Genomic DNA, 24,092 nt, shown 5'->3' with positions numbered 1-24,092 from the left:
GTCATAAATGGCATCAAAGTATTACACATGAAGAAAAAACCTGAAAATAGCGGTTTTAAAGTACCTGAAAACTACTTTGAATCCTTGGAAGCCAGGCTAAAAGCCCGCATGGAAGATCCCGTTGAAAATATCCCGGGAGAGGCCGGTTTTGCAGTGCCCGAAGGATACTTTGACAGCTTTAATGATCGCTTAAATTCCAGGATGGCGCAGCCCGAACCTAAGGTGATTCGCCTGGAAACATATCGCAAGTACTGGGTGAGCGCTGTATCTGCAGCGGCCATCCTCCTTTTAACTTTCACCCTTTTTATACCTAATGACGATGAGCTCAGTTTTGATGACCTGGCCAAAGGTGATATAGAAGCGTATTTTGAGGGTAAGGAATTAGAGATGGATGAATACGAGATCGCCCAGGTGATCCCCGTAGACGAGTTGGAAGTGCATGAGCTGCTGGAGGAATACATTGATCGGGAACAGCTGATCGATTACCTGGATGATTCCATGGAAGATATTGACGATTTAAATTTTAGTATTGATGAATAAGTTATTTTACATAGGTATGCTTGTGGCCATGCTGATGACTTCTGCCGTATTTTACGGGCAGAACAAACCTGACCGCAACAAACTGAAAGCCCTGAAGGTTGCTTTTTTTACAGAGCGTTTATCGTTATCCGCCAAGGAGGCCGAAGTGTTCTGGCCACTCTACAACGAGTACGAAGAGAAAAAAGAAAGCCTCCGGGAACGAGAAAAGAGTGAAATTTACGAAAAACTGAAACAGGCGGAATCCATTGATGAATCAGAAGCTCAAAACCTGCTTCAGCGTTACCTTGAATTGGAAGAGCGACAAGAGGAACTGGACAAGGAATACTTTAACAGGATCGCCAAAACGATCACCGCCAGGAAAACCCTTATGATGTTCCGCGCAGAATATGAATTCCGTCGCCAACTGATTAAAAGGTACAGCGAGAAACAATCCGGCAGGAGGAATTAACGTTAATTCGACGAACTACACAAAAAAGAAGCCCTGGGGCTTCTTTTTCGTTTAAACCATTCAAGACCAATCGAATCAAAAGAACAGTAACCATTAAATCTTAAGTTATGAAAAAGCTCACTTTAGTATGGATCATCAGTTTGTTCTTAGTATCGATAATGTCTTTACAGGCGCAACGAGTAGTAAAAGTATATCCTAAACATGGAGTGGTGGTCACCAAAATCCATAAACCAAAACTTGTACGTCACCAAGGTAAGGCCTTTCACTTTTCCAGGGGTGTTTGGTACGCTAAACACAACAGGGGTTTTGTGGTGGTGGCTGCTCCCAAGGGAATCAGGATTAAAAGATTACCCCGTGGATACACCAAGGTTGTAGTGAATGGACATAAGTTCTATAGATTCAACAATGTACTTTATAAAAGACACAGGGGCTACTATATTGTGGCCTAATACTCAGCAGTAAAGGGAAGCCGGTTAAGCTTCCCTTTTTTTGTGGCCAAAGCCTACACAATTTCTATAAATTTATAAAGCCTTCAGTTCTAAAACGGTACCTTTGCGGCCTAAATTAAAAAGCATGCGACTGCACAGAAACCTGGTCTTTGCCGTGATTGACGGACTCAACCTGATCTTTAACGAAGGGGAATACGCCGATAAAGTGGTACAGAAACTCTTAAAACGCGACTCGCGCTGGGGTTCCAGGGACCGTGGATTCATTGCGGAAACCACCTACGATATCGTCCGTTGGAAACGCCTTTACGCGGAGATTGCGGAAATCAAGGCGCCTTATGACAGGCCAAAACTCTTTCGTATGTTCTCTGTATGGGCAGTATTAAGGGGAATAGCTATTCCTGAATGGAACCAGTTTGAACCTACCCCGGCAAGGCGAATCAAAGGCAGGTTTGACGCATTATCCCAGGAACGAAAGTTCAGGGAATCCATACCAGACTGGTTGGATGAACTGGGTGAATCAGCTCTGGGCGAAAAAGTCTGGACCAAAGAAATTGCCGCACTGAATGAACAGGCAGAGGTGATTCTTCGTGTTAATACACTCAAAACCACTACCCCTCAGCTGAAACAATTCCTAACCGGGGAAGGGGTCGCCACGCAAACCATTCCCGGATATCCGCATGCCCTGAAACTGGTAGAGAGAGGAAATGTATTCATTACCCAGGCTTTTAAAGACGGACTTTTCGAGGTACAGGATGCCTCTTCCCAGCTCGTAGCGCCTTACCTGGATGTATCACCTGGAATGAGGGTAGTTGATGCCTGTGCAGGGGCCGGGGGTAAATCACTGCACCTGGCAGCCTTGATGGAAAACAAAGGGCAGGTGATCTCCCTGGATATTTATTCGGGTAAGTTAAAAGAACTAAAACGCCGTGCAAGGCGTAATGGTGCTCACAATATCGAGACCAGGTTGATAGACAGCTCTAAAGTCATCAAGAAATTACATAGCTCCGCAGACCGGGTGCTCATCGATGCACCTTGTACCGGACTGGGTATCTTAAGACGTAACCCGGACGCCAAATGGAAGATGGAACCAGGTTTCCTGGATAAGATTACAAAGACCCAGCAGGAGTTGTTGAACGACTACTCACAGATGGTGAAATCCGGTGGAAAGATGGTCTATGCCACCTGCTCTATCCTACCCCAGGAGAACAGGGAACAGGTACAGCAGTTCCTTGCTTCCGAGAGAGGTTCAGAGTTCACCTTGCTTCGCGAACAGCAGATATACGCTCATAAAAGCGGTTTTGACGGGTTTTACATGGCCGAATTGGAGCGCAAGTAATTAACAATTTCCATTCGTTCCTGTTAACTTTTCCCGTGGTGAAATACGTTTTAAAGGTGTAAATTTGTGCTTTCTTAAAAGCAGCCTTGTCATGATCCATTTTTTCGGGGACCCTCAAACAAAAATATTTGCAGTACAGACCAACCAACCGTTAAGCCCAGAAGCTACGGAAAAACTGGTATGGCTTTTTGGTAACCAACCTAGTTTGGACAGGGCGTCAATTGACGCCTTTTTTATTGGCCCCCGGGCAGCAATGATCACCCCCTGGAGTACTAATGCCACGGAGATAACCCAGAACATGGGGATCAGCGGGATTATCAGGATTGAGGAGTTCCAGGCCTCTACCGAAGAGGACCTGAAATTTGACCCCATGCTGTCCCAGAAGTACAAGGCCCTGACACAGGATATATTTAAAGTAGACCTCAGCCCGGAAAATGTAAAGGATATCACCGATATCGCAGCTTATAATGTGCAGGAGGGACTGGCGCTCAACGATGAAGAGGTTTCTTATCTTGAACAATTGTCGGAGAAACTCGGTCGCCCGCTCACTGATTCCGAAGTATTCGGATTCAGCCAGGTGAATTCTGAGCACTGCAGGCATAAGATCTTTAACGGCACCTTTGTTATTGACGGTAAAGAAAAACCCAGTTCGCTTTTTAAGCTCATCCGGAAGACGTCTGAAAAAAACCCGAATACCATTGTTTCTGCCTATAAGGATAATGTAGCCTTTGTTAAAGGACCGGTAGTAACCCAATTTGCGCCGCTACGGGCAGACCAGCCCGATTTTTATGCGGAAGAACCTTTTGAATCTGTACTATCGCTAAAGGCCGAAACCCACAACTTTCCCACCACGGTAGAACCTTTTAATGGTGCGGCTACCGGTTCCGGCGGCGAGATCCGAGACAGGCTGGCGGGTGGTAAAGGCTCCTTACCCCTTGCAGGAACTGCGGTTTATATGACCTCTTACCCCAGGCTGGCAAAGGGCCGCAGCTGGGAGAATGGAATGAAAGAGCGCGAATGGCTGTACCAGACTCCCCTGGATATCCTGATCAAAGCCTCGAACGGGGCTTCCGATTTCGGGAATAAATTCGGACAACCACTGATCGCAGGCTCCCTCTTTACCTTTGAACACGAAGAAGATAACAGGAGACTTGGTTTTGATAAGGTGATCATGCTGGCCGGCGGGATCGGTTATGGAAAGGCAGACCAGGCTTTGAAAGATGTACCCACTAAGGGTGACAAAATCGTAATACTGGGAGGTGACAACTATCGCATCGGGATGGGCGGCGCCGCGGTTTCCAGTGCGGATACCGGCGCTTTTAGTTCGGCCATCACACAGAATGCGGTACAACGATCCAACCCGGAAATGCAGAAAAGAGCAGCCAACGCTATCCGCGGCATGGTTGAAGGAAAGAATAACCCCATAGTATCTATCCACGACCATGGGGCCGGCGGGCACCTGAACTGCCTTTCAGAACTCGTAGAGGAAACCGGGGGAGCCATTGAACTGGATAAGCTGCCCGTGGGAGACCCTACCCTCTCCGCAAAAGAAATTATCGGGAACGAATCCCAGGAACGTATGGGATTGGTGTTGGGTACCAAAGACCTGGACCTGTTACAGCGTATTTCTGACCGGGAACGCGCCCCGATGTACGTTGTCGGTGATGTCACCGGGGACCACCGTTTTACGTTCAAAGCAGGAGAGGGAATCAAATCCCCTATGGACCTGGAACTTTCGGAAATGTTCGGGAGCTCTCCTAAAATGATCATGACAGATCAGAGCGTGGAACGCCATTACAAAGCACCTGATTACAGTGTTGAAAAACTTCAGCAATACCTGGAACAGCTGTTGCAAATGGAAGCTGTGGCCTGTAAGGACTGGCTGACCAATAAAGTGGATCGCTGTGTGGGCGGTCGAGTAGCGAAACAACAATGCGTAGGGCCTTTACAACTACCCCTTAACAATTGCGGGGTAATGGCACTCGATTTTAAAAATGACGCCGGGATAGCAACTTCTATCGGCCATTCTCCTGTTTCGGCCCTCATCGATCCGGCGGCAGGAAGCCGAAACAGTATTGCAGAAGCGCTCACCAATATCGTTTGGGCTCCTTTAGAAGAAGGCCTGCGGTCTGTTTCTTTATCAGCTAACTGGATGTGGCCCTGTAATAATGAAGGCGAAGACGCCCGCTTATACGAAGCGGTAGAAGCAGTTTCCGAATTCGCTATAGCCCTGGGCATTAACGTCCCAACAGGAAAGGATTCCCTTTCCATGAAACAGAAATACAAGGATGGTGAAGTACTGTCACCGGGAACTGTAATAATCTCGGCCAGCGGCCACTGCAGCGACATCAATAAGGTTGTAGAGCCCATGCTTCATAAAGATGGAGGAGCGCTTTATTATATCAATTTATCGGCAGATCAATTCAAACTGGGAGGTTCCTCTTTTGCTCAACTGTTGAACAGTGTGGGAAATGATGCCCCCACTGTAAAGGACAGTGCTCATTTTGCCAAAGCTTTCAATGCCATACAAACCGCTATTCTTCAAGGAAAAGTCCAGGCGGGGCACGATGTTGCTTCCGGAGGACTTATCACCACGCTGCTGGAGATGTGCTTCCCGGATACAGGAACAGCTGCCAATATAGACCTGACTCCCCTGGGTGAAAAGGATATTATCAGCCTGCTCTTTGCAGAGAATGCGGGAGTGATCCTGCAAAGTGACGAGCCGGGCTTTGAGAAAACTATGCAAGGGTCGGGCATACAATGCTATCGTATCGGGGAGCCGACAACTTCAACTGTAATGCAAATTACCAACCATGGGGATAAATTTGAGTTCAATATTGCAGACCTCAGGGATCAGTGGTACAGGACCAGCTATTTGTTAGATGACCAGCAGACAGCAAACGGCCTTGCAGCTGCACGTTATAAGAACTACAAGCAACAACCCCTGAATTATAAGTTTCCGGAGTCCTTCAATGGAGAATTACCCAAAAGACCGGCCGATAGCAACAGGCCAAAAGCAGCTATTCTCAGGGAAAAAGGAAGTAATTCTGAACGAGAAATGGCCAACGCCATGTACCTGGCAGGTTTTGATGTAAAGGATGTTCATATGACAGACCTTATGACGGGCAGGGAGAACCTGGAAGATATACAGTTTATCGGTGCCGTTGGCGGATTCTCTAACAGTGATGTACTGGGAAGTGCCAAAGGCTGGGCAGGAGCATTCAAATACAATGATACAGCACGGAAAGCACTGGACAACTTCTTTGCCAGGCCGGATACGCTCTCCGTCGGTATTTGTAATGGATGCCAGCTGTTCATGGAACTTGAGCTGTTGTACCCGGAACACGAAACCCATGGGAAAATGACGTACAACGACTCCCATAAGCACGAAAGTGCATTTACCTCGGTGACTATACAGGAGAATAATTCGGTCATGTTATCAGACCTTGCCGGCACTACCCTCGGCGTCTGGATCTCCCATGGAGAAGGTAAATTTAAATTACCTGAAAGCGTGGATAAATACCATATCGTTGCCGGTTATGCATACTCAGAATATCCGGCCAACCCCAACGGGAGTGATTATAATACGGCGATGCTATGTGATGCCAGCGGACGCCACCTGGTGACCATGCCTCACATTGAACGCTCTATCTTTCCCTGGAACTGGGCTTATTATCCAGGAAGGGAGAAAGACCAAGTGAGTCCATGGCTCAAAGCTTTTGAGAATGCGAGGAAGTGGATAGAAGCACTATAATTTAAGTCTAAGAGAATACCCGGGAGATCGACCTTCCGGGTACCTCCATTATTTTTAAAATGCATTTGTCATTTTAAAATTCCGGTTCTTTTCCTATTTTGCAGGGATTATCTTTTACTACCCTATGCAAACCATCAGCCGACTCTTTGATTTCCCGTATTACCAATTGGAAAAGTATAATATGGATAAGTCCCTGGTTACCAAATACAACGGTAACTGGATCGCCACTTCAACCCGGGAATATATAGACAAAGCGAATGCTGTCAGCAGGGCTTTGTTGAAAATGGGGGTAAAAGCGGATGATAAGATCGCGATCATTTCTCTCACCAACAGGACCGAATGGAACGTGATGGATATCGGGGTCTTGCAACTCGGCGCCCAGACTGTCCCGGTCTATCCCACTATCTCGGAGGAAGATTACGCTTATGTACTGAACCATTCCGGTGCCAGCTATTGTTTTGTTTCCTGTGCAGAGGTTTTTAATAAAGTGAATTCAGTCAGAAGCCAGGTGCCCGGGCTTAAGGAGATATATTCTTTTGATAAAATACCGGCATGTAAGCACTGGGAAGAAGTGGTGAGCCTGGGTGAAGATACGAGCAACCAGGATGAAGTTGAATCGCACAAAGATGCAGTTAAACCGGGGGATCTGGCTACCCTGATCTATACCTCAGGAACTACGGGCAAACCAAAGGGAGTCATGTTATCCCATGACAATATCGTCTCTAACGTGATTGCCAGTGAGAAACGGGTCCCGTTTGAAGCCGGGGCAACCTCCTTGAGTTTTCTCCCGGTCTGCCACATTTTTGAAAGGATGATCCTTTACCTCTACCAGTATTGCGGTATCACCATCTATTTTGCAGAAGGCATAGATGCTATCAGCGACAACCTGAAAGAAGTTAAACCCGATGTGATGACAGTGGTTCCCCGCTTGTTGGAAAAAGTGTACGACAAGATCATCGCCAAAGGAGCAGACCTGGGCGGTATCAAGAAAAAGCTATTTTTCTGGGCCGTTGAACTCGGGCTGCAATACGAGCCTTATGGGGCTAACGGTTGGTGGTACGAATTCAGGTTAAAAATAGCCAGGAAACTCATCTTCAGTAAATGGCAGGAAGGTCTTGGAGGCAACCTGGGAGTCATGGTGTCGGGAAGCGCTGCACTGCAGCCGAGGTTAAGCCGAATTTTCGGTGCTGCCGGGATTCCCGTCATGGAAGGATACGGATTGACAGAAACCTCCCCGGTAATTTCTGTAAATGACCAGCGCAACAGGGGTTGGAAAATAGGTTCTGTGGGAAAGACGATCGATAAGGTGGAAGTCAAAATAGCATCGGACGGGGAAATACTCTGCAAGGGGCCCAATGTAATGCTGGGCTACTATAAAGATCCTGAGAAAACAGCCGAAGTACTCAAGGACGGCTATTTTCACACCGGTGATATAGGGGAATTAGATGACGAAGGTTTCCTGAAGATTACGGACCGAAAAAAAGAAATGTTTAAAACATCGGGTGGCAAGTACGTGGCACCGCAGCTCCTGGAGAATCGGTTGAAACAATCGCGTTTCATAGAACAGGTCATGGTAGTGGGTGAAGGCGAAAAAATGCCGGCTGCCCTCATACAACCGAATTATGAATTCCTGGAAGAATGGGCGAGAAAGCACGAACTGAGTTATAACGGCACCGAGCAAATGTTACAAGACCAGCGTGTTATAGACCGTATACAGGAAGAAGTAGACCTGGCCAACGAAAACTTTGCCAAATGGGAAAAAGTAAAGCAATTCCGCCTTACCCCTGATGCCTGGACAGTAGACAATGGATTACTCACCCCGACCATGAAGCTGAAAAGAGCCCTGATCAAACAGAAATACCATTCCCTCTACGAAGACATTTATGGGCGGTAGACCCTGAATGCCTCTCCTTTCCCCTGCGCAAAAGGCCTGCTGCAGCTGTGATCGCTGGCAACGTAAAATAATAATTTAAATTTATTATGCATGCATAATAAATTTTGTTATATTTGGTTTCCATCAAGCCATTATGAAGGAAATTACCATTGATTACGCCCTCAGGGCCACCTGGCAAGCTGTAGCCAGGATGTACAACGAAGAGGCCAAGCAGTTCGGGTCTACCATGGCCGTAGGTTTTACCCTCCTGAGCCTGGATCCAAAAAAAGGAACTCCTTCTACAGCCCTGGGCCCCAGGATGGGAATGGAAGCGACCAGCCTTTCTCGCATCCTGAAGAGCATGGAAGAAAAAGGCCTTATCACCAGGCAGCCGAACCCGGAAGACGGGCGCGGAGTATTGTTATTCCTGACCGATTTTGGTCTTGAAAAACGCAAAGATTCCAAAGATGCCGTGTTGCGCTTTAATGATGCCGTGAAGGCACAGACTTCCCCCGAAAAGCTGGATCATTTTTTTGAAGTCATGGAGATTATCAATAAAGTGGTCACCCAAAAGAAAATATATCATACCAACAACGCTAAATAATCCAAAGCTGCAATGAACAGACACATCAATAAGGTAGCCGTTATCGGTTCAGGGATCATGGGAAGCGGTATCGCCTGCCATTTTGCCAACATAGGGGTAGAAGTTCTTCTACTCGATATCGTTCCGAGGGAGCTCACCGATGCAGAAAAAGCAAAGGGTCTCAGTTTAGAAGACAAAGCGGTTCGCAACAGGATTGTAAACACATCCCTGGCAACTGCTTTAAAATCCAGCCCATCACCGATCTATCACAAGAAATTCGCAGACCGTATTACCACAGGTAACCTGCAGGACGATATTTCCAAAGTAGGCCAGGTAGACTGGATCATAGAAGTTGTCGTAGAACGCCTGGACATCAAGAAACAGGTCTTTGAGAAGCTGGAGAAACACCGAACTCCCGGCACGCTGATTACCACTAACACCTCCGGTATTCCAATAGCATTTATGAGCGAAGGACGAAGCGAGGATTTTCAGCAGCACTTTTGTGGAACTCACTTCTTTAACCCGGCCCGTTACCTGAAGTTATTCGAGATCATCCCCGGACCAAAGACTAAGCCGGAGATCCTTACATTCCTAGAAGGATACGGCGAAAAATTCCTGGGTAAAACTTCGGTACTGGCGAAAGACACGCCGGCATTCATCGGGAACCGGATCGGAACTTTCGGGATCCAGAGTCTCTTCCACCTGGTACGGGACCTGGGGCTGACCGTTGAGGAAGTAGATAAGCTGACCGGCCCTGTGATCGGCAGGCCAAAATCGGCCACATTCAGAACCGTTGATGTCGTTGGCCTGGATACCCTTGCCCATGTGGCCCAGGGGGTGTTTGAGAATTGCCCGGAAGATGAACGCCGGGAAGTATTCCAGCAACCGGATTTCATTAAAACCATGCTGGAAAAGAATATGTACGGGAGCAAAACGGGACAGGGTTTCTACAAAAAACAAAAAGGTAAGGACGGGAAAAGTACTATCCTGACACTGGACCTGGATACCCTGGAATATCGTGAAAATAAAAGAGCAAGCTTTGCTTCCCTGGAGCGAACCAAACCTATTGATAAGGTTATTGATCGTTTCCCGGTTTTAATAGAAGGCGATGATAAAGCGAGTAAATTTTACCGATTGAGTTTCGGCGCCCTTTTTGCTTATGTAACTCATCGGGTACCCGAGATCTCTGACGAACTCTACAAGATTGACGACGCCATGAAAGCGGGTTATGGCTGGGAACACGGGCCATTCCAGGTGTGGGACGCCATAGGCTTTGATAAGGGACTGGAGCTGATCTCCGAATCGGGTCAGGAGGCGGCTTCCTGGATAACTGAAATGAAAAAAGCCGGGCATACCTCCTTTTATGCTGTAAAAGAAGGGGCCACATATTATTATGACCTGGAAAAGAAAGACACCCTGCCTATTCCCGGGCAAGATGCCTTTATCATTCTTGACAATATAAGGGAATCCAAGGCTGTGTTTAAAAACAAAGGCGTAGTCATAGAGGACCTGGGTGACGGGATCCTGAACCTGGAATTCCAGTCCAAAATGAACACCATTGGCAGCGACGTACTATCCGGGCTTAACAAAGCCATTGATCTCGCGGAAAAAGATTTCCAGGGGTTGGTTGTGGGCAACCAGGCAGCGAATTTCTCAGTAGGCGCCAATATCGGGATGATCTTTATGATGGCTGTAGAGCAGGAGTACGATGAACTGAACTACTCTATTAAGGCCTTCCAGGATACGATGATGCGAATGCGTTATTCTTCTATCCCTACCGTAGCAGCTCCCCATGGTATGACCCTTGGTGGCGGATGTGAGCTCAGTTTGCATGCGGATAAAGTTGTTGCTGCTGCAGAAACTTATATGGGGCTCGTAGAATTCGGTGTCGGGGTGATTCCAGGAGGAGGAGGCTCTAAGGAGATGGCGCTCAGGGCTTCGGATACCTTCCGCAAGAACGATGTGGAACTGAATGTACTACAAGAATATTTCCTGGCCATCGGGATGGCCAAAGTCTCTACTTCGGCCTATGAGGCCTATGATCTTGGCCTGTTACAGAAGGGCAAGGATATCGTGGTCGTCAATAAGGACAGGCAGGTTGCTACGGCTAAGGCTCACGCCCTGTTAATGGCAGAAAGTGGTTATACCCAACCTCCGAGACGTAAAGATGTAAAAGTCCTGGGCAAACAGGCCTTAGGTATGTTCCTGGTCGGGACAGATTCGATGGAGGCCGGGCACTACATCTCTGACCACGATAAAAAGATTGCAAATAAACTGGCATACGTGATGGCCGGTGGTGATCTCTCCGAGGCCAGTTATGTCACGGAACAATACCTGCTAGACCTGGAAAGGGAAGCATTCCTGTCCCTGGCCACAGAGCGAAAAACACTGGAACGAATTCAACATATGTTAAAAACGGGCAAACCCCTAAGAAACTAAGACATGAAAACCGCTTATATAGTCAAAGCATACAGAACTGCCGTAGGTAAGGCTCCACGAGGCCTGTTCCGGTTTAAACGCCCGGATGAACTTGCAGCAGAGACCATCAGTTATATGATGGAGCAACTACCCCAACTGGATAAAAAACGAATAGACGATGTCATGGTCGGTAATGCCATGCCCGAAGCTGAGCAGGGTCTCAACATGGCCAGGCTTATTTCCCTGATGGGCCTGGAAATCGAAGATGTACCCGGGGTCACCGTAAACCGTTATTGTGCTTCTGGGTTGGAAACCATTGGCATAGCCACTGCTAAGATACAATCCGGCATGGCCGATTGTATTATTGCCGGGGGTGCTGAAAGCATGAGCTACATCCCCATGGGAGGTTATAAACCCACCCCGGATTACGAGACCGCCAAGGAAGGACATGAAGATTATTACTGGGGGATGGGATTAACGGCAGAAGCAGTGGCCCAGGAATACAAAGTTTCCCGGGAAGACCAGGATTCCTTTGCTTATAATTCGCACCAGAAAGCCTTAAAGGCCCAGGCCGAAGGTCGCTTCCAGGACCAGATCGTCCCAATAGAGATTACCGAGAACTACGTGGACGAATCAGGGAAAAAAGCGACCCGCTCATATACCGTGAATAAAGATGAAGGCCCTAGGGCTGATACCTCTTTAGAGGTGCTTGCAAAACTGAGGCCTGTTTTCGCAGCCGGCGGTAGTGTCACTGCGGGGAACTCGTCCCAAATGAGTGACGGCGCGGCATTCGTCATGGTCATGAGTGAAGAGATGGTCAAGGAATTAAAGCTGGAACCTATCGCCAGGCTGGTGAGCTATGCCGCAGCCGGGGTACCACCCAGGATTATGGGAATAGGACCGGTTAAAGCAATCCCGAAGGCCTTAAAACAGGCTGGACTTAAAAAAGAAGACATTGGCTTAATAGAGCTCAATGAAGCATTTGCTTCCCAATCTTTGGCGGTAATCAGGGAACTGGACCTCAACCCGGATATTATTAATGTAAACGGGGGCGCAATTTCCATGGGCCATCCCCTGGGTTGTACCGGTGCTAAATTGTCTGTGCAGGTATTTGACGAAATGCGGAAACGCGATATGAAAGGTAAATACGGCATGGTAACCATGTGCGTGGGGACAGGGCAGGGTGCTGCCGGAATCTATGAATTTTTAAACTAACCGAAATGAGTACGGAAACAGAAAAAAAATCACTTTTAAGAGGCGGGCAATTCCTTGTTGAGGAAACGGCCTGCGAGGATATCTTCACCCTTGAAGACCTGTCCGAGGAGCAGCGTATGATGCGCGACAGTACCAAAGAATTTGCAGATCGTGAACTTTGGGCCAACTGGGAACGTTTTGAAAAGAAGGATTACGCCTTCACTGAAGCCTGCATGAAGAAAGCAGGGGAATTGGGATTGTTGAGTGTCGCTGTACCTGAAGCTTTTGGCGGAATGGGGATGGGTTTTGTATCCACCATGCTGGTCTGTGATTATATCTCCGGGGTAACCGGCTCTTTCAGTACAGCTTTCGGAGCACATACCGGGATCGGAACTATGCCGATCACCCTTTACGGTAACGAAGAACAAAAACAGAAGTATGTTCCCAAACTGGCTACAGGCGAATGGTTTGGAGCGTACTGCCTGACAGAACCCGGAGCCGGTTCTGACGCCAACTCGGGTAAAACCAAAGCCGTTCTTTCCGAGGATGGAAAATACTATAGTATAACCGGGCAGAAAATGTGGATCTCCAACGCCGGCTTCTGCCAGCTATTCATCGTTTTTGCCAGGATCGGGGACGATAAGAATATAACAGGATTCATCGTAGAAAACGATCCTGAAAACGGGATCACCATGGGTGAAGAAGAGAAGAAACTCGGGATTCACTCCTCTTCTACCCGGCAAGTATTCTTCAGCGAAACCAAGGTGCCGGTAGAGAACATGCTCTCTGAGCGTGGAAATGGATTTAAGATTGCTATGAATGCCCTGAATATCGGCCGGATCAAGTTAGCAGCCGCATGTTTGGAAGCACAGCGCAGAGTGGGCAATGAAGCGGTAAAATATGCCAAGGAAAGGGTACAGTTTAAAACTCCTATCATCAATTTTGGTGCAGTTAAAGCCAAGATTGCCAGGATTGCCATAAACGCCTATGCCGGTGAATCGGCCTCTTACCGCGCTGCTAAGAATATTGAAGACCGCATACATCTTCGCCTTGCGGACGGGAACAGCCTGCAGGAAGCAGAACTTAAAGGGGTGGAAGAATACGCCATTGAGTGTTCCTTGTTAAAGGTAGCCGTGTCTGAAGATCTGCAGATCAGTGCAGATGAAGGCTTACAGGTGTACGGTGGTATGGGCTTCAGTGCAGAGGCTCCGATGGAATCTGCCTGGCGAGACGCCAGGATCTCCAGGATCTATGAAGGTACTAACGAGATCAACAGGATGCTTGCCGTTGGAATGCTGGTTAAGAAAGCCATGAAAGGGCATGTAGACCTGTTAGGACCTGCTACTGCCGTGGGGGAAGAACTGATGGGGATTCCATCTTTTGATACTCCCGACTTTTCGGAAACCCTGGCCCAGGAAAAGGACCTCATTGCAAAGATGAAAAAGGTGTTCCTTATGGTTACGGGCAGCGCGGTTAAAAAATATGGTCCGGAACTGGAGCAACACCAGCAGCTGTTATTAGCGGCTGCAGACATCCTGATCGAGATCTATATGGCAGAATCTACCGTTCTCCGTACAGAGAAGAACGCCAAACGATTTGGAACGGATAAGCAAGCTACTCAAATTGCCATGTCCCGCGTCTATGTCTATGAAGCAATCGATATCATCACCCAAAAGGCCAAGGAGGCCATCCTTGTATTTGCCGAAGGTGATGAACAAAAAATGCTGCTTATGGGTCTGAAGCGATTCACCAGATACCAGGATTATCCCAATGTTGCCGTACTGCGCGAGCAGATCGCGGACAAAGTTGCCGCCGAGAATGGTTATTACTTTGACAAGGTCTAGGTAAATAATCCCCCAATTTATTAAGAACCGCCTTTTACAGGCGGTTTTTTTTTGGCACTGGCGTATCTTGTCAAACCTGTTTTTGGCAGTTTAAAACCGGAATACCTATGAGTAACAATCTTCTGAAAAGCGCATACGATCCTGAGAATTTTCGCCTGCATGGCCATCAATTGGTAGACCTGCTGTCTAAACACTTACAGGAATCCATGGAGGGAAAAAAGGACAAGGTGATCGATTATGGCACTCCAACGGCAGAACTGCAATTCTGGAAGGAGTACCTTTCTGATGGCGATTCTAAGCAATGGCCGGAAAAGTTGCTGAAGCACAGCATCCACCTGCATAATCCCCGCTACATGGGACACCAGATCAGTCCGCCGGTTCCCCTTACAGGGCTGACGGCCCTTGCCAGTGCCATCCTGAATAATGGGATGGGTGTCTATGAAATGGGAGCCGGGCCAACGGTGATGGAACGATTGGTAACAGATACGCTTTGTGAGACCCTCGGATACCCGGGTGATGCCGCGGGCTTCCTGACTTCGGGGGGCACCTTGGCCACCCTTACTGCCTTACTCAGTGCCCGGAAGCGGAAAGTGGGTCATAATGTGTGGGAAAATGGGTCGGGACCTGCATTGGCGGTTATGGTCTCTGAAGAGGCCCATTATTGCGTAGACAGGGCTGCTAGGATCATGGGACTGGGTACGGAGGGAATACTGAAGGTACCGGTCGATAAAGATTTCAGGATCAAGACAACACTCTTGCAAGAGGTCTATGAAAAAGCAGAGGCAAAGGGTATGCAGGTATTTGCCCTGGTAGGCAGCGCTCCTTCTACAGCGACAGGGATCTATGATGACCTGGAAGCCCTTGGGCAATTTGCCAGGGAAAAGAACCTCTGGTACCACGTAGACGGAGCTCATGGCGGTGCTGCCATGTTCTCGGCTAAATACAACTTCCTCCTGAAAGGGGCAGATCGATCAGATTCTATTGCCATAGACGGGCATAAAATGATGATGATGCCTGCAATCACTACGGCTTTGCTCTTCAGGGACAAAAGAGATTCACATAATACTTTTGTTCAGAAAGCCGACTACCTATTGCAAGACTCCCCCGATGAGGATTGGTACAACCTGGCCAAGCGAACTTTTGAGTGCACTAAGTACATGATGAGCCTTCACTGGTATGTATTATTTAAAACCTATGGTAAGGATTTGTTTGATGAATTTGTCACCACCCTCTATGACCTGGGGCAGACCCTTGGACACATGATATCAGAAGCGACCGATTTTGAACTGGCTGTAGAGCCGATGTCCAATATCGTTTGTTTCCGTTATACGGGTGAGGGAACAGATTTAACCGGCCAGAATGCGCTTAATTCGGCCATAAGGAGGAAGATGCTGGAATCGGGAAAATATTACATCGTACAAACTACCCTTGGCGGCACTTTTTACCTGCGTACCACCCTGATGAATCCTTTTACCAGCAGGAAAGACCTGCAGGGCCTGCTGTCCACCATCAGGTCCCTGGGTACTGAATCTGCTATCAATTAGATATTTTATTACTCTTCCATATTGGCGCGTACCTGCTCTTCGCTGGCTTTCCTGGAAAAGTTGATAGCACATTCTATCAATGCCAGGTGTGAGTAGGCCTGCGGGAAATTCCCCAGCAGTCGTTTCGTCTTAAAGTCGATATCTTCACTGAATAACCCCAGGTGGTTACTGTAGCTGAGCAGTTGATCAAAGAGTTTTTTCGCTTTCTCCTCCTCCCCTATCTTAAACAGGCTGTTAATAAACCAGAAGGTACAGATGGTAAATGAGGAGGACGGAAGTCCAAAGTCATCTTCATTCTTATAGCGATACAGCAGGCCATCATTACTGAGTTCTCTTTCCACAGCATGAACGGTACTGATATATTTTGGATCTTTTGCATCGATAAACCCGTAAGATTCCATCAGCAATACCGAGGCATCCAGGAATTCGGAACCGTAAGATTGGGTAAAGGCTTTTACATTATCGTTCCAGGCATTCTCGTGGATATCAGACTTTATTTGTTGTTCCAGCAATTTCCATTTCTCTATCTTATGCGTCTTCCCGAAGATTCTCGCCACCTTGATGGCCCGGTCTACCGCTACCCAGCACAGCATCTTGGAGAAGGTAAAGTGCCGGTCTTCTGTACGGAATTCCCAGATTCCCTTATCGGGTTCCTGCCAGTGCTTCCCAACGATCCACACGATTCCCTTTGTGATGGTCCACAGTTCTTCCCCGTTCTCAATATCGGTTTGGAAGCGTACCAGTTGGGCGTGAATCACATCCATCAGGATACCGTAAATATCATTTTGCCGTTGTGCATAGGCGGCATTCCCAATCCTTACAGGTTTGGATCCTTTATAGCCACTGAGATGATCCAGGGTTTCTTCGGTAAGCTTCTTCTCCTTGTTTATCCCATACATGATCTGCAGCTTCTCGTCTTTGTCCGGGATCAGGTCTATAATGAATTTAAGGTATCGCCTGGCGATGTTCTTATGGCCGAGGTCTGAAACTACCTTTACCACCATGGAGGCATCCCTGATCCAGCAAAACCGGTAATCCCAGTTGCGTACTTCTCCTATGGTCTCCGGCAAAGATGTGGTTGCTGCTGCGAGTACAGCCCCGGAACGATCGTAGCTCAGCATTTTCAGGGTTATCGCGCTACGGTTGATCTGTTGGGTATATTGTGTGTAGCGAGAAGTACGACTGCTCCAGTTTAACCAATACACCTTGGTTCTCTCCATATCCAGGTAGGCCGAATTTACCGTGGATCTGAAGATCTTCTCGTTGTAGGCCATAGAGAAATAGCCGTCTTCGGTCAGTTCAATTTCCCTTCCTTCAACCACGGCATTTTTATTAAAGCTGGTATATAGGAAGACGGTGTCAAATTTATCACCGTAGGTCAGGCTGGCCACAAAATTTCGCTTGACATAGGTTTCGGTCTCCCCGGCAGCATATTCCAGCTTAGGCTCGTACTTCACCCTGAACTTTGGCTTACCGGATGTGGGGCTAAAATAGCGTACTATTTCCGGTGGTGCGTGATAGCCACCACCCTCTTTGTGGTAGCGGGGCATGAAATCGTATACCTCAAAACTGTCTTCCCCGTTAGAAAAAGTTGTGACCAGTAAGGCGGTGCGCTTTAAATATTTCTGGTTGATAGAATAATCATCCGTTACCAGGATTTCAAAACTGCCACCGATCTTTTCGTCCAGCAATTTTGCAAAGACGGAAGAAGAATCAAATTCGGGCAGGCAACACCAATCTATTGAGCCGTTCTTAGATACCAATGCCGCACTCCTGCAATTCCCTATTATTCCATAATCCAGATTGTCCATATCGTTATATAATTATCTTTATCGATGACATTAATTGTTATTACTTCTGATTTTACCGAAATTTAGATAAAATACAAAAGGAATCATCGGAAAATAAACGGCATTATGGCTAAAACTATCATAATATCAAACAGACTCCCTGTTCAATTAGAAATCAGCAATGGGACAATCAATGCCATCCCAAGTGTAGGGGGATTGGCTACAGGCATGAAATCTGTGCATTCTGACGGGGACAGTTTATGGATTGGGTGGAGCGGACTCGTCGAGGAGGACATCTCTGATGAGCTGGAACCAAAAATTGATGCTGCACTCGCAGAACACGGTTCCTCAAAAGTGCAATTGACCAAGGAAGACATTGATGGTTTCTATTATGGTTTCAGCAACCGTACCATATGGCCACTCTTCCATTACTTTATGGAGTATACGGAATTTGAATGGGACAGCTGGGAATCCTACCAGACCGTGAACCAGAAGTTTGCCGATGCCATTATTGAAAAAGCAGATCCGGACGATACCATATGGGTACACGATTACCAGTTGATGCTGGTGCCCCAGATGGTCCGGGAGCAATTACCGGATATTTCCATCGGATTCTTTTTGCATATTCCTTTTCCTTCTTACGAGATTTTCCGGACGCTTCCCTGGAGGAAGGAGATCCTCGAGGGCCTGTTGGGATCTGATCTCATTGGCTTTCACACCTATGATTATGAACGGCACTTTCTAAGTTCTGTAAGGCGACTATTAGGTTTAGAGGTAAGTTTTAACGACATATACTACGAGGAGCGGATGGTAGAAGTGGATTCCTTCCCCATGGGGATAGATTATAAGAAATTCAGCGAGACGGCTGCCCAACACGCTCAGCGGAAGGAAGATGAACATTCAGAACTGCAGAAAAGACTGAACCTTCATAAAAACCTGAGCCCGGATGCTAAATTCCTGCTATCCATAGACCGACTTGATTATACCAAGGGGATTGCGAAAAGACTGAATGCCTTTGAATATTTCCTGAACAAATACCCACAATACAAGGAGAAGGTTCGCCTGATCATACTTGCTGTTCCTTCCCGTTCTAACGTGCCCCAGTATCAATTGCTCAAAAAAGAAGTTGACGAACTGGTAGGCCGTATCAATGGTGAATTTGCCACGGTAAACTGGACCCCCATCTGGTACTTTTATCGCTCTATGCCTTTTGAGAACCTCATCGACCTTTATACGACCTGTGACATCGCCTGGCTGACCCCGATCAGGGACGGGATGAACCTGGTAGCGAAGGAATATATCGCTACACGTACAGACCAGAGTGGAGTGCTCATTCTAAGCGAGATGGCCGGATCTGCCAATGAAATGAATGAAGCCCTGCTGATTAATCCCAATAACTTTGAGGAGATCGCAGACACCCTAGATCAGGCCATTAATATGCCTTTAGAGGAACAAAAATCCAGGAACGCAGTTTTACAAAAGCGATTAGAGCGCTACAATGTGGAAAACTGGGCCAAGGACTTTATGGGATCCCTGACAGAACAGGGGCAGAAAGACCCGTCTTATGTCGCCAGGAGACTATCCGTTGACCTTATGAATATTATCTTATCAGACTTCCAGTCAGCGGAAAGACGCCTCTTATTCCTGGATTACGACGGTACACTGGCCGGATTTCATAACGACCCGCAACAGGCCGGGCCGGACGACGAATTATATGAACTTCTCGACTCCCTTTACGCCCTGAAAAATACGGATGTTTACCTGGTGAGTGGTCGGGATAAAGAAACCTTTTCCAAATGGTTCCAGCCCAAAGGATATAACATGATCGTGGAACATGGCGTTTGGATCTCTAAGGAAGGTGAGGATTTCCGATTGCTGGAAAATGTAAAGAAAGATTGGATGTCTAAGATCAGACCTGTTCTGGAGTCCTTTGTAGACCGGACCCCCGGAAGTTTTATCGAAGAAAAGAATTATTCACTGGCATGGCACTACCGCAAGACCGACCCGGATTTCGGGCAGAAAAGGGCAGCGGAACTGAATACGGTGCTAAGGAGCCTTATTGCCAACGACGACCTCAGCGTGTTAAACGGGAATAAGGTAATGGAAATTAAGAGCAGTAATGTGAACAAAGGAAGGGCAACAATGCGGGTTTATGCAGAAAAAGAATACGATTTTGTATTTGCGATCGGGGACGACTGGACTGACGAGTTCATGTTCCAGGAGCTACCGGACTCTGCCGTCACCGTCAAGGTTGGCCGTCAAAAAACCCAGGCCAAGTATTTTCTGGACAGTATTAAGAATGTCAGGGGCTTGCTGAGCAGGTTTCAGTAAAGGCCCATTGATTAGAAAAGGGCTCAAGAATGAATCCTTTTCCTTAATGAAGGACACTGTTCCTTTTTCATAAAAGTGTTATTATTCGTTATCTTTAACGAATGAGAAAAATTATACTACCCCTACTCCTCTTCATCGGGATGCAGAGCTATTCCCAGTCAGAGGCAGACATCTACAACATCATCAATAATGTATCGGCAGAGCGCATCGGGCAGGATGTCGCTAAACTGGCTAACTTTGGTACCCGCCATACCCTGAGCGACACGATTTCGGACAGCAGGGGAATCGGTGCAGCCCGACGCTGGATAAAAAGTGAATTTGAAAATATCTCTGCCAACTGCCAGGATTGCCTGGAGGTGTTCTACCAGAAAGAGCTCATAGAAAAAGGTACTAATGCCAGGATAGTGAAGGATGTAGAAGTCGTGAATGTCGTGGCAGTTAAACGCGGAAAAAAATATCCTAATCGCTATATCATTATGAGTGGTGATATAGACAGCAGGGTCAGCGATCCCACGGACTACACCTCTGATTCTCCCGGAGCAAATGATAATGCCAGTGGTATGGCCGGCACCATTGAGGCTGCGAGGGTTTTGTCTAAATACGATTTTGACAGCAGTATCATCTTTGTCGGTTTATCCGGTGAAGAACAAGGATTGTTTGGCGGCAAAAGCCTGGCCGCTTATGCCAAGGAAAAAGGATGGGAGATCATCGGGATCCTTAATAATGATATGATCGGTAATATCACAGGGGTAGACGGCGTGGTAAGCAACAGGGATTTCCGGATATTTTCAGAGCCTGTTCCCCCTACCGAAACCGAGGAGGAACGAAAGGCACGAAGATTTTACGGGGGTGAAGTAGACGGTATATCCAGGCAACTGGCCCGATACGTCCATAAGACAACCCGGCGTTTTATGCCGGAGATGAACCCTATGATGATCTACCGTCTGGATCGCTTTGGACGAGGCGGGCATCACAGGCCTTTTAACGATGCCGGGTTTGCCGGTATACGGATCATGGAGGCTCACGAAAATTATACCCAACAACACCAGGACATACGTACAGAGAACGGCATCGCTTATGGGGATGTGCTGGAACATGTGAATTTTGATTATGCAGCCAAGCTCACCGCGGTTAACGCCATCAACCTGGCTTCACTGGCCTGGGCACCCCCGGCTCCGGATACCGTCAAGATTGGGGGAATTGTAGAACCATCGGCCAAACTTGCATGGAGTGCCGTGGAGGGAGCAGAAGGTTATAAGATCTATTGGAGGGACACCACCTCCCCTACCTGGGACCACAACAGGCCGGTAAGTAATACGACCTCGCATACCCTGGAGGGTATTGTCATTGATAATTACTTTTTCGGTGTGGCTGCAGTGGGTGCAAATGGGTTTGAAAGTATGGTGGTTTTCCCAAACCAGATTATGAGGGACTAAAACAGCTTAACAGCGTAATTACAGGATGCTACTGCCGCAAAAGGGAAGCAGCTGAAATCGGTATTAAGCACTAAATCAAAATATGATGAAAAAGCTAAGCATAACATTCTTCCTATGCCTGGTGGCTATTGGTTGCAGGCAAGAACAAAAAAAGACGGTGATGGCCCAGCAGGGAGAATCCTCTTATCAGCTTTCTGCATCTACGCGTCACCACGAATGGATCAGCCTGGAAAGGGAAAACGGCTCTGTGCTGAAAGCATTCCTGGTTTACCCTGAGCGCGATGAGAATACCGATGCAGTTATTGTAATTCACGAGAACCGGGGACTCAATGACTGGGCACGGAGTTTTGCCGATTCCCTTGCAGGACAGGGGTTCCTGGTCATCGCACCGGATCTTATCTCGAACACTGTAGAAGGTAAAGAACGTACAACCGATTTTGAAAATTCGGATAAGGCCAGGGAAGCCCTTTACAACCTGGACCCTGATGGAGTTACAAAAGACCTGGACAGGGTTTTTCAACATGTAAAAGGATTACCCTCTTCTACCGGGACAGTTTCAGTTATTGGTTTCTGCTGGGGTGGATCCCAGACATTTCGTTATGCCACCAATAATAATGAATTAAAAAGGGCGATGGTATTTTATGGGACAGCACCTGAAGATAAAAGTATCTTACAGGCCATACAATGCCCGGTATATGGTTTTTACGGAGGCGATGACAACCGTGTTAATGCGACCATTCCTGCCACCAAAGAAGCTATGGAAGAATATGGCAAGGTTTATGAAACCGTACTTTACGAGGGTGCGGGGCATGCATTTATGAGAAGGGGTGCAGAAGAAACGTCTGGCCCTAATAAAGAAGCGCATGATGCAGCCTGGAAAGCACTTTTAGAAAAACTACAATGAGAAAACACAATATTGCGCTGCTGGCATTTTGCATAGCATCTGCCGGCTTTTCCCAGGAATTTACCGAACAGGATACCTTAAGGGGTAGTATCACCCCGGAAAGAGCCTGGTGGGACCTGGACTATTACGATCTGCAGATAGCTGTAGACCCTGATAAAAAATTTATCTCCGGAAGTAACCTGGTACAATACAGGGTACTGGACGAAAGTGATCGCCTGCAAATAGACCTGCAACCCCCGATGAAGATCACCAAGGTTACCCAGGAAGGAAAAGAACTGGAGGTTGAGTCCAGCGGAAATGCCCATTTTATTAAGCTGGAGGCATCCCAGGAAGAAGGAGCTTTAAAACAGCTTACAGTTTTCTTTGAAGGCAAGCCCCGGGCAGCTAAACGTGCTCCATGGGACGGGGGCTTTTCCTGGAAAACCGATAAAAATGGGAAGCCTTTCGTCGCCACTTCTAACCAGGGTTTGGGAGCCAGTGTCTGGTGGCCCAACAAAGATCATATGTATGACGAAGTAGACAGTATGGCAATACGTATTACCACCCCCAAAGAATTGGTAGGTGTCGGTAACGGCCGCCTTCTCAAAACGGAAAAGCAGGCAAATAGCATTACTTACCACTGGTACGTAGATAACCCCATCAATAACTACGGCGTCAACGTAAACTTGGCAGATTATGTTCATTTCGGGGATTCTTACCAGGGAGAAAAGGGAAAGCTGGATCTGGACTATTATGTACTTCCTTATAATAAAGAGAAAGCCGAAGAACAGTTTAAGCAGGTTCCGATGATGCTCGATGCCTTTGAGCACTGGTTTGGCCCCTACCCTTTTTATGAAGATAGTTTTAAGTTAGTAGAGGTCCCCTACCTGGGGATGGAACACCAGAGTTCTGTAACTTACGGGAACCAGTACCAGAATGGATACCTGGGCAGGGATTTATCCGGTACCGGTTGGGGTCTGAAATTTGATTTTATCATCATACACGAGGCAGGGCACGAATGGTTTGCTAACAACATCACCTATAAGGATATTGCGGATATGTGGATACATGAAAGCTTTACGGCCTATTCGGAAAACCTGTACCTCGATTATCACTTTGGGAAAGAAGCTGCAGCAGAATACGTAGTTGGAACCAGGGCCAACATACAGAACGACAGGCCGATCATTGGCCCCTATGGCGTAAATGCAGAAGGTTCAGGGGATATGTATTACAAAGGTGCAAATATGCTCCACACCCTGAGGCAATTGATAGAAGATGACGAATTGTGGCGATCTATCCTCAGGGGTCTTAACGAGGAATTTTACCACCAGACTGTCACAACGCAACAGGTAGAGCAATATCTGAGTAAAAGAAGCGGGAAAGACCTTTCTGCATTCTTTGACCAATATTTGAGAACTACGGATATCCCGTTGTTACAATACGAGATAGATGGCAATAAAATCCGGTATCGTTATACAGACATCGTAGAAGGTTTTGATATGCCGGTCCGTATATTTATAGGGGACCGGGAACACTGGCTGTTTCCTTCTGCTGAATGGAAGACAGAAGAACTTCCTTCAGCAACGGACTTGCAATGGGATCCCAATTTCTACATTGATAAGGAAGAAATCTGAAAATGACCTCATAAAAAAAGGGTAGCGATTTGCTA

At 47.3% G+C, this 24,092-nt stretch carries 16 protein-coding genes; 15 read left to right on the top strand and 1 reads right to left on the bottom strand.

Translation table 11 applies throughout. The features are described from left to right. Positions 1–27: 27 nt before the first annotated feature. From PP178_RS12055 to PP178_RS12005, 11 genes are all read left to right on the top strand, one after another. Entirely contained in the window at positions 28–540 is a 513-nt protein-coding gene (locus tag PP178_RS12055) for a hypothetical protein (protein WP_272594603.1), read from the top strand. Then, positions 533–988 carry a hypothetical protein gene (locus PP178_RS12050; protein WP_272594602.1) on the top strand — a complete coding sequence of 152 codons (456 nt, stop codon included), beginning with the start codon at positions 533–535 and terminating at the stop codon, positions 986–988. Before PP178_RS12055 ends, PP178_RS12050 begins: the two co-directional genes overlap by 8 nt. Positions 989–1,095: 107 nt before the next feature. Beyond that, on the top strand, positions 1,096–1,437 hold the full coding sequence (locus PP178_RS12045) for a DUF6515 family protein (protein WP_272594601.1): 342 nt from the start codon (positions 1,096–1,098) through the stop codon (positions 1,435–1,437). A gap of 124 nt (positions 1,438–1,561) precedes the next feature. Continuing rightward, positions 1,562–2,773 carry an RsmB/NOP family class I SAM-dependent RNA methyltransferase gene (locus PP178_RS12040; protein ID WP_272594600.1) on the top strand — a complete coding sequence of 404 codons (1,212 nt, stop codon included), beginning with the start codon at positions 1,562–1,564 and terminating at the stop codon, positions 2,771–2,773. A 91-nt stretch (positions 2,774–2,864) separates the two neighbouring features. Then, positions 2,865–6,527, top strand: coding sequence for a phosphoribosylformylglycinamidine synthase (purL, locus tag PP178_RS12035; protein ID WP_272594599.1), 3,663 nt, complete (start codon positions 2,865–2,867; stop codon positions 6,525–6,527). A 124-nt stretch (positions 6,528–6,651) separates the two neighbouring features. Further along, positions 6,652–8,421 carry an AMP-dependent synthetase/ligase gene (locus tag PP178_RS12030; RefSeq protein WP_272594598.1) on the top strand — a complete coding sequence of 590 codons (1,770 nt, stop codon included), beginning with the start codon at positions 6,652–6,654 and terminating at the stop codon, positions 8,419–8,421. Positions 8,422–8,554: 133 nt separating this feature from the next. Beyond that, positions 8,555–9,004 carry a MarR family winged helix-turn-helix transcriptional regulator gene (locus PP178_RS12025; protein WP_272594597.1) on the top strand — a complete coding sequence of 150 codons (450 nt, stop codon included), beginning with the start codon at positions 8,555–8,557 and terminating at the stop codon, positions 9,002–9,004. Between the two features lie 12 nt (positions 9,005–9,016). Beyond that, complete coding sequence (locus PP178_RS12020) at positions 9,017–11,422, top strand: 3-hydroxyacyl-CoA dehydrogenase/enoyl-CoA hydratase family protein (protein ID WP_272594596.1); 2,406 nt, start codon at positions 9,017–9,019, stop codon at positions 11,420–11,422. Between the two features lie 3 nt (positions 11,423–11,425). Continuing rightward, on the top strand, positions 11,426–12,616 hold the full coding sequence (locus PP178_RS12015; RefSeq protein WP_272594595.1) for an acetyl-CoA C-acyltransferase: 1,191 nt from the start codon (positions 11,426–11,428) through the stop codon (positions 12,614–12,616). A 5-nt stretch (positions 12,617–12,621) separates the two neighbouring features. Continuing rightward, entirely contained in the window at positions 12,622–14,439 is a 1,818-nt protein-coding gene (locus PP178_RS12010) for an acyl-CoA dehydrogenase family protein (RefSeq protein WP_272594594.1), read from the top strand. Positions 14,440–14,546: 107 nt separating this feature from the next. Further along, the gene (locus PP178_RS12005; RefSeq protein WP_272594593.1) at positions 14,547–15,983 is read left to right on the top strand and encodes a pyridoxal phosphate-dependent decarboxylase family protein; all 1,437 of its coding nucleotides are present in this window, start codon (positions 14,547–14,549) and stop codon (positions 15,981–15,983) included. An 8-nt stretch (positions 15,984–15,991) separates the two neighbouring features. On the opposite strand, the gene PP178_RS12000 is transcribed toward PP178_RS12005, so the two are convergent. After that, complete coding sequence (locus tag PP178_RS12000; protein ID WP_272594592.1) at positions 15,992–17,794, bottom strand: glycoside hydrolase family 15 protein; 1,803 nt, start codon at positions 17,792–17,794, stop codon at positions 15,992–15,994. Between the two features lie 105 nt (positions 17,795–17,899). On the opposite strand from PP178_RS12000, the gene PP178_RS11995 reads away from it, so the two are divergent. From PP178_RS11995 to PP178_RS11980, 4 genes are all read left to right on the top strand, one after another. Further along, a complete protein-coding gene (locus PP178_RS11995) occupies positions 17,900–20,104 on the top strand; it encodes a bifunctional alpha,alpha-trehalose-phosphate synthase (UDP-forming)/trehalose-phosphatase (RefSeq protein ID WP_272594591.1) in 2,205 nt (734 codons plus the stop codon). A 101-nt stretch (positions 20,105–20,205) separates the two neighbouring features. After that, positions 20,206–21,540, top strand: a complete 1,335-nt coding sequence (locus PP178_RS11990; RefSeq protein WP_272594590.1) for a M28 family metallopeptidase — start codon at positions 20,206–20,208, stop codon at positions 21,538–21,540. An 82-nt stretch (positions 21,541–21,622) separates the two neighbouring features. After that, positions 21,623–22,444, top strand: a complete 822-nt coding sequence (locus PP178_RS11985) for a dienelactone hydrolase family protein (protein WP_272594589.1) — start codon at positions 21,623–21,625, stop codon at positions 22,442–22,444. Beyond that, positions 22,441–24,057 (top strand): M1 family metallopeptidase, encoded by a 1,617-nt coding sequence (locus PP178_RS11980; RefSeq protein WP_272594588.1) that lies wholly within the window; start codon positions 22,441–22,443, stop codon positions 24,055–24,057. Before PP178_RS11985 ends, PP178_RS11980 begins: the two co-directional genes overlap by 4 nt. The last annotated feature ends 35 nt before the right edge of the window (positions 24,058–24,092 follow it).

Origin of the sequence: Zeaxanthinibacter sp. PT1, assembly GCF_028464225.1 — a bacterium.
Classification (GTDB): domain Bacteria; phylum Bacteroidota; class Bacteroidia; order Flavobacteriales; family Flavobacteriaceae; genus Zeaxanthinibacter.
Note: the sequence above shows the minus strand (reverse complement) of the source record. Positions and strands in the feature narration are given on the sequence as shown.